Here is a 15,310-nt window from a genome sequence, read left to right as displayed (position 1 = left end):
ATGTGTGGCATTGTAGCATTTATAGGGGATAGAAGTGCAAAGGATGTTCTTATTGAGGGGCTTACAAGGTTGGAATATAGGGGTTATGATTCTGCTGGTATTGCAATCATAGAGAAAGATAAAATAGAGGTTTTTAGAGCTAAAGGTAAGCTTTCTATATTGAAAGAGCTAGTAGCAGATAAGGAATTGACAGCATCTATTGGCATAGGGCACACAAGGTGGGCCACGCATGGTAAGCCTTCTTATGAAAATGCACATCCACATTTTTCAAATCACATTGCAGTTGTGCACAATGGTATTATAGAAAATTATCTTCAGTTAAAAGAAGAATTAATACAAAAGGGTTATGATTTTAAGTCTGAAACAGATACAGAGGTGATAGCTCATCTTATTGATAGCTTGTATGAAGGAGACCTTTTTGATGCAGTGAGAAAAGGGATTAAGAGATTAAAAGGTTCTTATGCCATAGCAGCTATTAGTGAAAAAGAGCCTGACAGGATAGTTGTGGCCAGATATGATAGCCCTTTGGTGATAGGGATTTCAGAGGACGATGTTTTTGCAGCCAGCGATATTCCAGCGGTATTAAATTATACTAGAGAGTTTATTTTTCTGGAAGAAGGTGATGTGGCGTTACTTAGAAAGGGAAGTATCAAGATATTCAATGGCGAAGAAGAGGTGACAAGGGAGTCCAAGCACATTGATTGGAATCCAGTTATGGCTGAGAAATCAGGGTACAAGCATTTTATGCTCAAGGAGATTTATGAGCAGCCTAGGGGGATAATAGATACAATACGTGGGAAATATTCTTTGGAAGATGGAAAGATATATTTTGGGGAGATAGATTTTGAGAGAATTAATAATATAAAGAAGATTGTTATTGTGGCCTGTGGTACAAGTTGGCATGCAGGATTAATTGGTAAGTTTTATATAGAAAATTTGGCTAGAATATCAGTAGAGGTGGATATAGCATCAGAGTTTAGATATAGAAATCCAATAATTGATGAAGAAACCTTACTTTTACCTATTTCGCAATCAGGAGAGACGGCGGATACAATAGCAGCGTTGAGGCTTTCAAAAAAGAGTGGAGCAAAGGTTGTATCCATATGTAATGTAGTAGGTTCTACCATAGCGAGAGAATCTGATGGTGTGATTTATACCCATGCTGGGCCAGAGATTGGTGTGGCTTCTACAAAAGCGTTTACCACACAGCTTGTGTCTCTCTTTCTTTTTGCACTTTTTTTAGCTCAAAAGAGAGAAAAATTATCAAGAGATGAGATAAAGTGGTATTTGGGTGAACTGATTAAACTACCAGAGAAGATAGAGTTGGTATTGAAGCATGACAAATATATTGAGAGAATAGCGAGAGATTTTATAAATTTCAAGAATTTTTTATATTTAGGAAGACATTATAATTATCCAATTGCTCTTGAGGGGGCATTGAAATTAAAAGAGATATCATATATTCATGCAGAGGGGTATCCAGCAGGAGAGATGAAACATGGTCCAATAGCTTTGATTGATAAAGATATGCCTGTTTTTGTGCTTGGTACAAAATCTGAAATATATGATAAGATACTTTCCAATGTTGAGGAGGTAAAGGCTAGGAGTGGTATAGTGATATCAACAGTTACTGAAGGGGATGAAGATATTAGAGGTAAATCAGATTATGTAATAGAGGTGCCTAGCTGTATCGATGAGTTGACACCATTTTTAAATTCTGTTGTTATTCAGCTTTTTGCTTATCACTGTGCAAATTTGTTAGGGCTTGATGTCGACCAACCAAGAAATTTAGCTAAAAGTGTGACGGTTGAGTGAAAATGCGTGAAAGAATTTCTAAATTTTTAAGCGAACATGAAGACTTATACCTAATCCTGATTTCTACATTAATTGGTGTTTTAGCTGGTTATGGTAACTACATATTCAGGTATTTAATTGGTTTTATTCAGAGGATTTTTTATGGCTCTGATTCTGAGTATTTTTTAGAAGTGCTTCAGAAGGTATCTTTGTTAAAGATTGTTTTTGTCCCTGCCATTGGTGGTTTAATTGTAGGAATAATTGCACTTATTTTTAAATCTGCTAAAGGGCATGGTGTTCCAGATGTAATGAAGGTAATTGCTTTAAATCGTTCTATTTCACCGTTTGTTGCGGTGGTAAAAACAGTGTCATCTGCCATTACTTTAGGGACAGGAGGTTCAGCTGGTAGAGAAGGACCTATTGTTCAAATAGGTGCAGCTCTTGGGTCTGGAATAGGTAAAATTTTTAAGTTTTCATCAGCTCGTATGAAGAGTGCTATTGCTGCAGGAGCAGCTGGAGGGCTTGCAGCAACGTTCAATGCTCCCATAGGTGGCGCAATGTTTGCAGCAGAGGTGTTGTTGGGTGAGTTTGGTATTAAAACTTTTTCGCCAATAATTATTTCATCTGTCATTGCCACTGTGATTTCAAGGGCGCTATTGGGGAATGATGTTACATTTTTTGCTCCTCCATATGAACTTAAAAATCCTGTAGAATTGCTATTTTATATAATTCTTGGTGTGTGGTGTGCATTTGTGGGAGTTATTTTTATTAAAACTTTTTATTATTTTGAAGAAAAGTTTGAGAATATCAGTATCCCAAAGTTTTTAAAACCAGCATTAGGTGGGTTACTTTTGGGAATAATAGGACTTTTTGTTAAAGAAGTTATGGGTGTGGGTTATGACACCATTGATGATATACTTTATGGTAAAGCACCATTTTTACTTGTTTTTTTGCTGATTTTTTTGAAAATGATAGCAACATCTTTTACTCTTGCCTCAGGAGGTTCAGGAGGTCTTTTTGTCCCATCCCTTTTTATAGGAGCTGCAAGTGGTGGTTTTATAGGTACAGTATTTAATTACTTGTTTCCTTCAGTGACTGCAGGAAGTGGGGCTTATGGTCTTGTGGCTATGAGTGCAATGCTTGCTGCAACCATGAGAGCTCCGCTTACAGCTATTTTAATTATTTTTGAAATTACAGGTAATTATCAGATAATTTTACCGTTGATGCTTTCAACTATTATTGCAAATATTGCTGCAAATGCTTTGGAAAAAGAGTCCATATTTACATGGATACTTACTAAGCAAGGGATTAAGATAAATAAAGGTGCTGAAGAACAAATTATGAGCTCAATCAAAGTGAAAGATGTTATGCTTACAGATATTACCTTTTTTAATGAGGATACACATTTTAAAGAGATTCTTGAAGGGATCAAGAATGCAAAGCATATTTATTATCCTGTTTTAAATAGAGAAGGATATCTTGTTGGTATGCTTTCATTGGACGATATTAAAGGGGTGTTATTTGAAGAAGGGCTTGAGGATATTGTGGTGGCTGGTGAAATATGTACTAAAAAGGGGTTGATTTATGTTAGTCCAGAGGATACCCTTTCTACTGCTTTGAAAAAGTTAGGAATAAAAGATCTTGGAGCTGTTCCTGTAGTAGAAGAAGAAAATGGGAATCTCAAACTTAAGGGGTTGTTGAGAAGAAGTGATATCATTTTGGCATACAATAAAGCTGTTATGCAGTTCATGGAGAATAAATGATCGATTTTGAAAAAGAGCTAAATAACGAACAGTTAGAAGCTGTAACTTATGTAGATTCTCCTTTACTCGTTTTATCAGGGGCTGGGACAGGGAAAACACGTGTAATTACTTATAAAATAGCATATCTTATTGAAAAACAAAAAATGGAATCACATAGAATAATGGCAGTTACTTTTACAAATAAAGCAGCTGATGAAATGAAAAAAAGAGTATACTCTATTGTGGGGGATGAAGCATTCAATCTTTGGATAGGAACATTCCATTCTAATACGTTGAGAATTTTAAGGAGAGAAGGGTATCTTGTTGGTTTACCAAACAATTTTACCATAATTGATCAGGATGACCGTTTAAGTCTTATAAAAAACATTATAAAAAGGCTTAATATAGACCATAAAAAGTTTTCGCCAAAGATGTATTTGCATTTTATTAGTAATTATAAAAATAGCTTAGATTTTGTTTATGGGAAAGAGCCTGAAGAATTGGTTCATCGTTTTGATGATGTGTTTAGATATTATCAATTAGAATTAAAGCAATCTGCACAGATAGATTTTGATGATATGTTGGCTTTGACGTTGAAAATATTTCTTGAAAATAGAGAAATTCTGCATTTTTACATTAATCTTTTTGATTATATACTAGTAGATGAGTTTCAAGATACAAATTCAATTCAGTTTGATTTTTTAAAAATTTTGGCAGAACAAAAAGGAAATATTTGCGTTGTTGGAGATGATGATCAATCAATTTATGGATGGCGTGGAGCTGAAATAGGAAATATTGTTAATTTTGACAAATACTTTAGCGATGTCAAAATTGTGAAGCTTGAGAGGAATTATAGAAGTGCACCAGCCATTTTATATGTAGCAAATAATTTAATCAGGAATAATTGTTTTAGGAAGGATAAAAGTCTTAAACCTTATCATAATTTTGATGCAAAAATTGATCTAAGGCGTTGTTATGATGAGTGTGATGAAGCTGAGTTTGTGGTAAAACAGCTTGATAAAATTGTAGAAGAAGGTGTACCCCTTTCAGATATTGCAATACTTTATAGGACAAATGCTCAATCAAGGAATTTTGAGGTAGCTCTTAATAGTAGGGGAATACCTTATCAAGTTATTGGAGGGATAAGCTTTTATCAAAGAAAAGAAATAAAAGATATTTTAAGTTATTTAAGGTTTTTCAATAATTATTATGATGTACCATCTTTTATTAGATGTGTGAAAACTCCTCCGAGAGGAATTGGTGATAAAACTATTGAAAAAATAATAAGTGTGGTGAATGGAGAAAGAGTTTCAGTATTTGATGCTGTAAAAATTGTTGCTGAAGAATCATCTGGAAAGCTTGCAAAAAAGCTTTTAGATTTTATCAATCTTATTGATGGGTTAAATCAATTTGATAAGGTATCGGAAATGATTTCTTATATTGTAAATAAGACAAAATATGAAGAGTATATAAAACAATTTGAAGAAATATACGTGGCGGATAAACGAATAAATAATATAAATGAGCTTATTAATTCGGCTGTGGCCTATGAAGAGACGGTTAAAGAGGTTAATTTAGGTGATTTCCTTTCTACAACTACTTTGCAAACTTCAGTAGATGAAATAGATGGTGGCTCTGTAAAGTTGATGACTATTCACTCTGCAAAAGGGTTAGAGTTTGATACAGTTTTTCTTGTGGGGCTAGAAAATGGATTATTTCCTCTTTTTAGCAGTATGGATGAACAACGTGAACTTGAGGAAGAGAGAAGGCTCTGTTATGTGGGGATTACAAGAGCAAAAAAGAGGTTGATTGTAACATATGCGGATACTAGGATTGTATATGGTAGAAGACAAGAAATGGAACCCTCCATTTTTATAGATGAAATGAGAATTGTTAAAGGATTAGAGGAAGAATTTAAGGATGGAAAGAAAGTGTTTCATTCAAAATTTGGCAAAGGTATGATAATTTCAATTAAAGGTAGTGGTGAGGATGCAAAAGCTGATGTATTTTTTGAAAAATTTGGTATAAAGAAAATGTCACTAAGGTTTTTAAAATTAATTTAGTTTGTGTTAACTAAATGTTTGGACGGAAGTTTTAATAAAGAAAACTTATATAAATCTACTAAAGAGGTGGAAAATGTCACAGATTATTTCGACTAAGGATGTGAAGCACATTGCAAAGCTAGCAAGGTTGAAGTTTGAAGAAAATGAATTGGAAAGATTTACTACAGAGTTGAATAAAATACTTGATTATATTCACAAATTAAATGAGCTTAATACTGAAGGGGTAGAGCCTACTTCTCATGTTTTGGATATAATAAATGTGTTTAGAGAAGATGATGTTAGAGATTCTCTTAGCAATGAAGAGGCTCTACAAAATGCTCCAGATAAGGATTATGGACATTTTAAAGTACCAAGGGTAATTGAAGGGTAAGGAGGAAGAAAGGATGGATTTACTTAATAAGTCTATTTTAGAGTTAAAAACTCTTCTAGATAATGAAGAAATTACTGCTTATGAGCTGAACAAATTTTATCTTGAGAGGATAAAATTACTAGATGAAAAAATAGAGTCATTTTTATATATAAATGAAAATGTGCTTGAAGAGGCAAAGCTGATTGATGAGAAAAGAAAAAATGGAGAGGAGCTGCCTGAATTTGCTGGCATACCATTAGCTATAAAGGATAATTTAGTTACAAAAGAGATGCCTACTACTTGTGCATCAAAAATTCTTGAAAATTTTAATTCTCCATATAATGCTACAGTTGTAAGTTTGCTAAAGGAAAAAGGTTTTTTGATAATTGGTAAGTTAAATATGGATGAGTTTGCCATGGGATCATCCTGTGAAAACTCTTTTTATAAAAAAACTAAAAATCCTTGGGATTTGGGAAGGGTTCCTGGTGGATCATCTGGCGGTTCTGCTGCTTCTGTAGCTGCAAGGCTAGTTCCTGCTTCATTAGGGAGTGATACAGGTGGATCAATTAGACAACCTGCATCTCTTTGTGGTGTTTGTGGCTTAAAACCCACCTATGGTAGGGTGTCAAGGTATGGTTTAGTGGCTTTTGCTTCAAGTTTGGATCAAATTGGACCTATTACCACCTCAGCTGAAGATGCTGCACTACTTTTAAGTATAATTGGAAAACATGATATTCATGATTCAACCTCTGCGGATTATCCAGAAAAGGATTATATGAGCGCATTAACCGTGGATGTAAAAGGTATGAAAGTAGGGATTCCGAAAGAGTTTTTTGGTGAAGGATTGCAGGAAGATGTTAAAAAAAGAGTTGAGGATGCTATAGATGTTATTAAAGGGTTAGGGTGTGAGATTATTGAGATTAGTTTACCTCATACAGAATATGGTATTGCAGTTTATTATATTATTGCGACAGCAGAGGCATCAAGTAATCTAGCAAGGTATGATGGAGTGAGATATGGATTTAGGGCTGAAGCAGATGGGCTTATTGGAATGTATGAGAAAACAAGGTCAATTGGTTTTGGTGATGAAGTAAAGAGAAGAATTATGCTAGGGACATATGTGTTGAGTGCTGGTTATTATGATGCATATTATCTTAAGGCGCAAAAGGTAAGAACTCTCATTAAAAATGATTTTTTAAATGCTTTTAAACAGGTGGATGTTATTTTAACGCCTACTTCACCTACCACAGCTTTTAGATTAGGGGAGAAGAGTGGTGATCCTCTTCAAATGTATTTGAGTGATATATTTACTATTTCACTGAATCTCTATGGTGGTTGTGGGATATCAATCCCATGTGGTTTTGATAGTAATCATCTTCCTATTGGTTTGCAGCTTATGGGAAACTATTTTGAAGAAGAAAAGATATTAAAGCTTGCATATAAGTATCAGGAGGTTACAGATTACCATAAAAAGATTCCTCAGTTATAATTAAAAAAAGTTAAAGTTTTTTTTTGTGATAGTCGATTAATTAAAAGAAGACTATTAAGGTGAAAATTGATGACTGTTGAGTCAGGTAACATTTATAATATACTAAGGACTTATAACAAACAAGTTAAATTTGGTAAAGCAAGTGATGCACTGAGCTCGAAGAAGACTTCTTCGGGCTCAGTGGATAAGGTATCTTTGTCTCCTGAGGCTAAAAAACTGATATTTATTACTGATATTCTTGGTGAGTTAAGTAGAGATGATGTAAGAAAAGAGGATATTGAACAGTTTCTTCAAGATGTTGATTTTGATAATATAAATAGTGATGATCTGGAAAAATTAAAAAAAGATATTCTTGAAGATTTTGCTTGATTTTTTTATTAATAGATAATTTTATAGTAAAAACATGTTGATTATTATCTCCAAATAACATATTTTCCAGATACAATGGAAGTTATTAGAGATCTATCTAAATGGATTAATAGAGCTCCTACGGTTGTTACTATTGGTAATTTTGATGGAGTTCATTTAGGACATCAAACTATCGTTAACAAAGTTAAAGAGTTATCAAGAGAATATAATCTAAAAAGTGGGGTTATAACCTTTAATCCTCACCCAATAAAATTTTTTAATAATGATATAAAATTAATTATGACCGAAAGAAAGAAGAAAAAAATATTTGAGGAGCTTGAGATAGATTATTTTTTTAATTTGGAGTTTAACGAAAGTATAGCGAATATGAATCCTGAAATTTTTGTAAGAGAATTGTTGGTAAAAACGCTGAAAGCAAAATTTATAGTAATTGGCTATGATTACAGATTTGGCAAGAAAAAGAAAGGTGATTTTGAACTTTTGAAATTGTTAGAACCTAGATATGGGTACACAGCTTTTAAAATACCGCCTGTAAAAGTGGGTGACTTGATTGTATCAAGTACGAATATAAGAAAACTTTTAACTGAAGGGAATGTAGATTTTGCTAACAGAATGCTTGGGAGAGCCTTTTCTTTAGAAGGGGAAGTGGTAAAAGGGGATGGCTATGGCAAGCTTTTGGGGTATCCCACTGCAAATCTTAAGGTACACAATGAGCTTATTCCTGCTTATGGTATATATGCTACCAAGACGTTAATAGATGGAAAATATTATAAAAGTGTAACAAATATAGGAATCAGGCCTACTATAGTAAATAGAGAAGAAATAAGGGTAGAAACTCACATTTTTGATTTTGATAAAGAGATATATGGCAAATTTATAGAAGTTGAGTTTTATAGATATTTAAGGAAAGAGAAAAAGTTTAATAAAATAACAGATTTAATCTCTCAGATTGAAAAAGATTGTAAATTGGCTAAAGAGGTTTTGAAATAATATGAAGATTGCTGCGGTTAGTCTTGGTTGCCCAAAAAATCAGGTAGATTTAGAAGTACTATTAGGTAAGATGGTGGAAGAAAACTTTGAAATATCTAATAACCCTGAAGATGCAGATGTGATAATAATAAATACCTGCGGTTTTATTGAGCCAGCTGTTATGGAAGCTGTGGAAACAATTCTAGAGTTTGAACCTTATAAAGAAAAAGGGAAAAAGCTTGTTGTTACAGGGTGTATGGTTGAGCGATATAAAGATGAATTTGAAAAGGAATTTCCTTTTGTAGATTACTATGCTGGAGTAGGTGAATTAAAATCTGTACTTCTGTTTCTAAAAAATGGAATAGATACCGAGAAGGAAAAGAACCTATATTTTGCCAAGAATAGATTGATACTAAATCCGAAAAGCTATGCATATTTAAAAGTAGCAGATGGGTGTATTAATAAATGTTCATACTGTACAATACCAAGTATAAGGGGACCACAGAGAAGTAGGAAAATAGAAGATATAGTAGATGAGGCTGAGAAGCTTATAAGGTCAGGGATAAAAGAGTTAATTTTAATCTCACAGGATACCACTAAATATGGATTAGATATTTATAAAGAAGGTAAACTAAAAGAGCTTATTACTAAACTCCATGATATAAAAGGTGATTTTTATATTAGGTTACTTTATCTAAATCCTGATGGTATAGATGAAGAACTTATAGACATAGTTTTAGGATTAGATAAAGTAATAAAGTATTTTGAGGTTCCTGTACAACATATTAATGATAGAATATTAAAACTTATGAATAGAAAGTCAGATTCAAAAAAGATTAGATCTATTTTTTCAAATATCAGGAAGAAATCATCTGATGCTTTTATAAGAACAACATTTATTGTAGGTTTTCCATCAGAAACTGAAGAAGAATGGAGTGAAATAAAGGATTTTTTGAAGGAATATAAACCTGATTTTGCTGGTTTTTTCCCTTTTTATAGAGAGAATGGAGTAAAAGCTTCTTTGCTTGAGCCTCAAATAGGTAAACGGGAGAAGAATAGAAGGGTGAGAGAACTTCAAAAAATACAAAAGAAAATTACAATGGAAAAGTTAAAGTCTCTTAAAAAAAAGGAAATTGTTTGCTTTGCTGAAAAAGTAAATGAAGATTTTGATTTTATTCTTGAAGGAAGAGCACTATTTCAAACACCAGATATTGATGGTAAAGTATATTTTATAGATGGTGAAGCAAGAGATGGCGTAGGACCTTATCTTTGTAAAATAAAAAGGGTTGTGTATCCTGACCTATATTGTAAAATAGAATCTAAATTATAGCTTTTACGAGGTACCATTATGAGAAAACTTTTAATATTATTGATAGCAGTATTTCTTGTAATTTCATGTGCAGGTAAACAAGAGCAAGAAAAGAATGCAGCAACACTTTTTAAGGAAGGTTTACATTTTTTTCAAAAACAAAAATATGAAGATTCGGCTGTTTTGTTTGAAGAAGCATTGAAAAAAGCAAATAATCCTGAGCTTGCTGCAAAGTCACAACTTTTTTTAGCAGATTCTTATTATCTAGATGAAAAATTTGATGAGGCTATTGCTGCGTATAAAGCATTTTTGGAACTGTATGAAAATAATGAAGATGCGAAACGTGCATTGTTAAGGCTTGGACTGTCATACTATGCGATGTTACAACCTATTGACAGAGACCAATCATATACGAGGGATGCTTATAATACTTTTTTGAAATTGAGGGAAAAATATCCTGAATATGCAAAACGGTATGATATTGATAAAAAAATAAGACATTTAAGAAATCTTTTGGCAGAGAAAAATTTCTATGTGGCAAAGTTTTATGTCAGAATTGGGGAGAAAAAAGCATCACTATTAAGACTGGAAAAAATTATTAAAGAGTATAAAGATACAAAAATATATCCAGAAGCAGCGCTGCTTTATGCGAAAGTTTTGGTGGAGTTAAATAAACCTTCTGAAGCTGTATCTGTTTTGACAGATTTACTGAAAACGAGAAAAGATCCACGTCTTTTGCAAGGGGTTGATGAATTGTTGAGATTTATTAAAAAGAAAATTGGATAAACACAATGGATGATAGAAAAATTTTTTATTATTATGAACAAGGGAAAGAAAAATATAATTCAAAAGATTATGTTGGAGCGAGACAGTTTTTTGAAGAATTTTTAAAGTTTAAAGATAATTTTGCAGATGTACATAATTATCTTGGATATATTTATTATATCTCAAACGATTTAAATAGGGCAATTGAACATTATAAAAAGGCTGTGGAGCTAAATCCTTATTACACTGAGGCATTAATAAATTTGGTGGTGATATTACATAGCATAGGGGAATTTGATCAGGCAGAAATGTATTTGTCTAACCTAAAGAAATCAGAAAAGGTAAAAGGGTTAGCAGATAAATATTGTATTGGTAAATTAGCAAACATGCATGCAGAGGTTGCAAATCTTTATAAATCTCTTTTCCTTTATGAAGAAGCTGTTAATGAATATGAAAAAGCTTTGAATCTTGCCCCGGATTTTCCAGATATAAGACTTGAGTATGCTAATTTATTAAGAGATATAGGTAAGCTAGAAGAAGCGATCATTCATTATAATGAAATATTAATTAAAAAACCTAACTATGTAGAAGCACTGATTAATATGGCTGTAGCTTACTATAAGCTTGGATACTTAGGATTTTGTATTAATACGTTAAGTAAAGCTAAAGCTTTGGATCCAAATAATAGGATGTTGGGGATATTTCTTTATCTTTTAGAAAATGCAAAGGAGGTATATTAAGTGTTGGATTTGAGATTTATTGTAGCAAATATAGAGTTGGTTAAAGAGAAAACTCATGCACGAGGGTATAACGATGTCGATTTTGATTTGATTTTAGAGCTTGACAAGAAAAGAAGAAAGATAATTCAAACAGTGGAGAAGTATAAAAATGAACGTAATGAAATTTCGAAACAAATAGGGGTGTTGAAGAAAAAAGGGGAAAATACAAAGGATATTGAGGAAAAAGTAAAGAGCATTAAGGTTGAGATTGAGAAACTTGATGAAGATTTAAAAAATGTAGAAGCTGAAATCAAAGGTATTTTATTAAGAATTCCAAATCTTATTGATGATACAATTCCAATTGGCGATGATGAAAATGATAATGTATTATACAAAGAATGGGGCAAGAAGAGAGATTTTGATTTTGAACCAAAGCCTCATTGGGATATTGCAGAAGCTCTTGATATTGTTGATTTTGAAAGAGGTGTGAAGTTATCTAAGTCTAGGTTTTCTCTTTATAAAGGGCTTGGAGCAAAACTAGAAAGGGCTTTAATAAATTTTATGTTGGATATTCAGACGAAAAAAGGTTATCTCGAATTGATGCCACCCTACCTTGTAAATGAGCAGACAATGATAGGAACGGGACAGTTACCAAAGTTTGAAGAGGAACTTTTTAAATGTGAGAGAGATAATCTTTATCTCATACCTACTGCAGAGGTGCCTGTGACAAATATTTATGCCAATGAAATTCTTTCTGAAGAGGAGATGCCTATTTATATGACAGCTTATACTCCTTGTTTTAGAAGAGAAGCTGGTAGTCATGGTAAAGATGTAAGAGGGTTAATCAGGCAACATCAATTTAATAAGGTAGAATTAGTAAAAATTGTAAAACCTGAAGATTCTGCTGATGAGCTTGAAAAACTTTTACAAGATGCGGAAGAGATATTACAACTTTTAAATATTCCATACAGAGTAGTAACTCTTTGCAGTGGTGATATTGGTTTTTCTGCGGCTAAAACTTATGACATTGAAGTATGGTTACCAGGATTAGGAACATATAAAGAAATTTCTTCATGTAGTAATTTTAAAGATTTTCAGTCTAGAAGGGCAAATATTAAGTTTAGAAGAAAAGGAACTAAAAAAGTGGAGTATCCACATACTTTGAATGGTTCGGGGCTTGCTGTTGGTAGAACTTTTCTTGCTATTTTAGAAAATTATCAGCAAAAAGATGGGTCAGTTATAATACCTGAAGTTCTTAGAAAATATATGGATGGTATAGAGGTGATAGAGCTTTCTTAAGAGTTAGTGTTTGATCTTAAAAATTTTTAAAAGGTGTTTTTGTGTGTAAATTATATGTCTTAGCGACACCATTATCTCAGAATTATTCTGAAATTCCAGAACATTACGTTGCCATTTTAAAAAAAGTGGATTTATTTATTGGAGAAGAGAAAAAATTTACTTTGAGGCTTCTTGCCTATTTGAAAATGAGAAATAAACCATATTTATTAATAAATGAGCACTCTGTTGAAGATGATTATATATTAGCCTTGAAAAAGATAAAAGAGGTAAAAAGTTCGGTTTTATTTTCTGATTGCGGGACACCTACAGTAGCTGATCCGGGGTATAGACTTATAGATATGGCATATAAGTGCGATGTTCAGGTTGTATCATTGCCAGGGCCGTCTTCAATTATGGCTGCTTTATCTGTTTCTGGTTTTTATGCTGAAAAGTTTTATTTTGCTGGTTTTCCTCCTAAAAAAGGGGATAACAGAAAAAATTTTTTCAAAAGACTTGAAAATGTTAGAGAAACAGTGGTTTTGATGGAACGACCTTATGCATGTAAAAATATTTTAGATGATTTGAAATATTTGAAAAGAAGGATATCAATATCTTTTAATCTTGGTATGCCAAATGAGAAGACGTTTAGAGGGTTTCCTAGAGATGTAAGTAAGATGCTAGCTGATGTTAAGAAAGCTCCCTTTGTTATTGTTGTGGAAGGAGTAAAAAGATGAGAGAATTTTTGCTGAATGCTGTTAATGAGACGATAAATTTTGTAAAACCTGATAATTTGCTTATCAATTATGTAGACTTACAAGGAGATGTTCTTCGAATTGGTGAGGAAGAGTTTGATATCTATGGAAGAAAGATTCATGTTGTGGGGAGTGGAAAGGGTTCTGTGTTGATGGCAAGAGCATTGGAAAAAATTTTAAAGGATAGAATTACTGGTGGTATAATAATTTCTAACTTTTATGATAAACTTGATACATTAACTGTTGTTGTAGGATCACATCCTTATCCTGATTTTAATAGTGTAAATGCCACTAAAATGATGTTGGATTATTTGAGCAAAACGTCTGACAAAGATTTAATAATTTATTTGTTAAGTGGCGGTACATCAGCTCTTCTGGAGTTGCCGGAAGATACTATAGATATTGATGATATTCGCTTAATAACGAAAAAATTAATGGATTTGGGTTTGGATATAAAGGAGTTGAACAGTATTAGAAAAAAACTATCTAAAGTAAAAGGTGGTAAATTACTAAAATATATTAAAGGGGATGTTGTTACTCTTGTTCTTTCCGATGTGGTCGGAGATGATTTAGCTTTTATAGGTTCGGCGCCATTATATCCGATGAAGGATGATGTAAGTAAAATTATAAAAAAGTATGATCTTTATAAATTGTTCGATAATCAGATACTGAACTTGATTTTAAAAGAAGATTATATTGTTAGTAAAAATGTTAAACATATTATTATTGGTAGCAACAAGGTTGCCTTAAGTGCTTTATCAGACATGTTGGCAAATTGTGGTTTTGCTGTTATAAAGCTTACATCAAATTATCAGGGGAATGCTGAAACCATTGGTCAGATGTTTGCAGGAATATATAAAAATATTGTTGAAGATGGCTTCCCAATGAAACGTCCTGTTGCTATAATTGCTGGTGGAGAATCTACTGTGGAGGTTACAGGGAGTGGGATTGGTGGTAGGAATCAGCATATGGTTTTAGCATTTTTGCATGCGGTTAATTTTTTTGATGAACATTCTATTTTTGCAAGTGTAGGGACAGATGGTATAGATGGTCCTACTGATGCTGCGGGAGCTTTAATTGACTTTCATGTTTGGCAGAAAGTTATAGATAGTGGGATGGATGTAGAAGGTTTTTTGAATAGGTGTGATTCGTATCATTTTTTTGACAAAATGGGTGGGCTAATCAAAACAGGGCCTACAGGAACAAATGTATGTGATTTGACAGTTTTGATTGTAAAGTAAGATAGTTACAGAGAGGAATACTTGTAAGATGAATAAGTATCTTGTGATGTTTTTGTTGTTTATTGCGGGGACATTCGTTTCGTTGCAGGCTTCGGTAAATGCAAGACTTGCCAAGTATACAGGATTTCTAGAAAGTACTTTTATCTCATTTTTTGTGGGGACGATAACCTTATTTTTAATTCTTATTTTTAGAGGATTTGGTAATCTGAAAAATATTTTTGAAGTTCCAATATTGTACTTGAGTGGTGGAATAATGGGAGCCTTTTTTGTTTTTATTATTACATATTCTGTACCAAAAATAGGTGTAAGTGCGGCACTTAGTATCACAATTGGTGTTCAATTAATAATTGGCTTACTTATTGATAAATACAATCCATTTAATATTTCAGTTTTTCATGTATCATATTTAAATGTTCTTGGGGTTATATTTATTTTACTTGGTGTAATTTTTTTAACGTATAACAGGTGAGA

14 protein-coding genes are annotated in these 15,310 nt (G+C 32.6%); all 14 read left to right on the top strand.

Features of this window, described 5'->3' with window-relative positions; translation table 11 throughout:
• The 14 genes from glmS to OWK30_RS03685 all read left to right on the top strand — a co-directional run bounded on the left by glmS (position 1) and on the right by OWK30_RS03685 (position 15,308).
• Positions 1-1,815: a glutamine--fructose-6-phosphate transaminase (isomerizing) gene (glmS, locus tag OWK30_RS03750; RefSeq protein WP_423323710.1), complete on the top strand. Its 1,815-nt coding sequence runs from the start codon at positions 1-3 to the stop codon at positions 1,813-1,815.
• 2 nt (positions 1,816-1,817) lie between these two features.
• Positions 1,818-3,557 carry a chloride channel protein gene (locus OWK30_RS03745; protein WP_423323708.1) on the top strand — a complete coding sequence of 580 codons (1,740 nt, stop codon included), beginning with the start codon at positions 1,818-1,820 and terminating at the stop codon, positions 3,555-3,557.
• Positions 3,554-5,599 (top strand): ATP-dependent helicase, encoded by a 2,046-nt coding sequence (locus tag OWK30_RS03740; RefSeq protein ID WP_423323706.1) that lies wholly within the window; start codon positions 3,554-3,556, stop codon positions 5,597-5,599. Before OWK30_RS03745 ends, OWK30_RS03740 begins: the two co-directional genes overlap by 4 nt.
• Before the next feature lie 73 nt (positions 5,600-5,672).
• Entirely contained in the window at positions 5,673-5,969 is a 297-nt protein-coding gene (gatC, locus tag OWK30_RS03735) for an Asp-tRNA(Asn)/Glu-tRNA(Gln) amidotransferase subunit GatC (protein ID WP_423323704.1), read from the top strand.
• A 13-nt stretch (positions 5,970-5,982) separates the two neighbouring features.
• Positions 5,983-7,437: an Asp-tRNA(Asn)/Glu-tRNA(Gln) amidotransferase subunit GatA gene (gatA, locus tag OWK30_RS03730; RefSeq protein WP_423323703.1), complete on the top strand. Its 1,455-nt coding sequence runs from the start codon at positions 5,983-5,985 to the stop codon at positions 7,435-7,437.
• A gap of 69 nt (positions 7,438-7,506) precedes the next feature.
• Positions 7,507-7,806 (top strand): hypothetical protein, encoded by a 300-nt coding sequence (locus OWK30_RS03725; protein WP_423323701.1) that lies wholly within the window; start codon positions 7,507-7,509, stop codon positions 7,804-7,806.
• A gap of 75 nt (positions 7,807-7,881) precedes the next feature.
• Positions 7,882-8,796: a bifunctional riboflavin kinase/FAD synthetase gene (locus tag OWK30_RS03720; protein ID WP_423323699.1), complete on the top strand. Its 915-nt coding sequence runs from the start codon at positions 7,882-7,884 to the stop codon at positions 8,794-8,796.
• A 1-nt stretch (position 8,797) separates the two neighbouring features.
• Positions 8,798-10,105: a 30S ribosomal protein S12 methylthiotransferase RimO gene (rimO, locus tag OWK30_RS03715; protein ID WP_423323697.1), complete on the top strand. Its 1,308-nt coding sequence runs from the start codon at positions 8,798-8,800 to the stop codon at positions 10,103-10,105.
• Positions 10,106-10,123: 18 nt separating this feature from the next.
• Positions 10,124-10,870, top strand: coding sequence for an outer membrane protein assembly factor BamD (locus OWK30_RS03710; RefSeq protein ID WP_423323695.1), 747 nt, complete (start codon positions 10,124-10,126; stop codon positions 10,868-10,870).
• A gap of 5 nt (positions 10,871-10,875) precedes the next feature.
• Entirely contained in the window at positions 10,876-11,589 is a 714-nt protein-coding gene (locus tag OWK30_RS03705) for a tetratricopeptide repeat protein (RefSeq protein WP_423323693.1), read from the top strand.
• On the top strand, positions 11,590-12,867 hold the full coding sequence (serS, locus tag OWK30_RS03700; protein WP_423323692.1) for a serine--tRNA ligase: 1,278 nt from the start codon (positions 11,590-11,592) through the stop codon (positions 12,865-12,867).
• Positions 12,868-12,908: 41 nt separating this feature from the next.
• Positions 12,909-13,580, top strand: a complete 672-nt coding sequence (locus tag OWK30_RS03695; RefSeq protein ID WP_423323690.1) for an SAM-dependent methyltransferase — start codon at positions 12,909-12,911, stop codon at positions 13,578-13,580.
• On the top strand, positions 13,577-14,839 hold the full coding sequence (locus OWK30_RS03690; protein ID WP_423323688.1) for a glycerate kinase type-2 family protein: 1,263 nt from the start codon (positions 13,577-13,579) through the stop codon (positions 14,837-14,839). Before OWK30_RS03695 ends, OWK30_RS03690 begins: the two co-directional genes overlap by 4 nt.
• A 28-nt stretch (positions 14,840-14,867) precedes the next feature.
• Positions 14,868-15,308: a DMT family transporter gene (locus tag OWK30_RS03685; protein WP_423323686.1), complete on the top strand. Its 441-nt coding sequence runs from the start codon at positions 14,868-14,870 to the stop codon at positions 15,306-15,308.
• The last annotated feature ends 2 nt before the right edge of the window (positions 15,309-15,310 follow it).

Origin of the sequence: Deferribacter abyssi (assembly GCF_049472655.1) — a bacterium.
Taxonomy (GTDB): domain Bacteria; phylum Chrysiogenota; class Deferribacteres; order Deferribacterales; family Deferribacteraceae; genus Deferribacter; species Deferribacter abyssi.
Note: the sequence above shows the minus strand (reverse complement) of the source record. Positions and strands in the feature narration are given on the sequence as shown.

Bases quoted from the DNA above. Each gene is read 5' to 3' on its own strand.
- glmS (WP_423323710.1), top strand. From the start codon at position 1: ATGTGTGGCATTGTAGCATTTATAGGGGATAGAAGTGCAAAGGATGTT.
- OWK30_RS03745 (WP_423323708.1), top strand. From the start codon at position 1,818: ATGCGTGAAAGAATTTCTAAATTTTTAAGCGAACATGAAGACTTATAC.
- OWK30_RS03740 (WP_423323706.1), top strand. From the start codon at position 3,554: ATGATCGATTTTGAAAAAGAGCTAAATAACGAACAGTTAGAAGCTGTA.
- gatC (WP_423323704.1), top strand. From the start codon at position 5,673: ATGTCACAGATTATTTCGACTAAGGATGTGAAGCACATTGCAAAGCTA.
- gatA (WP_423323703.1), top strand. From the start codon at position 5,983: ATGGATTTACTTAATAAGTCTATTTTAGAGTTAAAAACTCTTCTAGAT.
- OWK30_RS03725 (WP_423323701.1), top strand. From the start codon at position 7,507: ATGACTGTTGAGTCAGGTAACATTTATAATATACTAAGGACTTATAAC.
- OWK30_RS03720 (WP_423323699.1), top strand. From the start codon at position 7,882: ATGGAAGTTATTAGAGATCTATCTAAATGGATTAATAGAGCTCCTACG.
- rimO (WP_423323697.1), top strand. From the start codon at position 8,798: ATGAAGATTGCTGCGGTTAGTCTTGGTTGCCCAAAAAATCAGGTAGAT.
- OWK30_RS03710 (WP_423323695.1), top strand. From the start codon at position 10,124: ATGAGAAAACTTTTAATATTATTGATAGCAGTATTTCTTGTAATTTCA.
- OWK30_RS03705 (WP_423323693.1), top strand. From the start codon at position 10,876: ATGGATGATAGAAAAATTTTTTATTATTATGAACAAGGGAAAGAAAAA.
- OWK30_RS03690 (WP_423323688.1), top strand. From the start codon at position 13,577: ATGAGAGAATTTTTGCTGAATGCTGTTAATGAGACGATAAATTTTGTA.
- OWK30_RS03685 (WP_423323686.1), top strand. From the start codon at position 14,868: ATGAATAAGTATCTTGTGATGTTTTTGTTGTTTATTGCGGGGACATTC.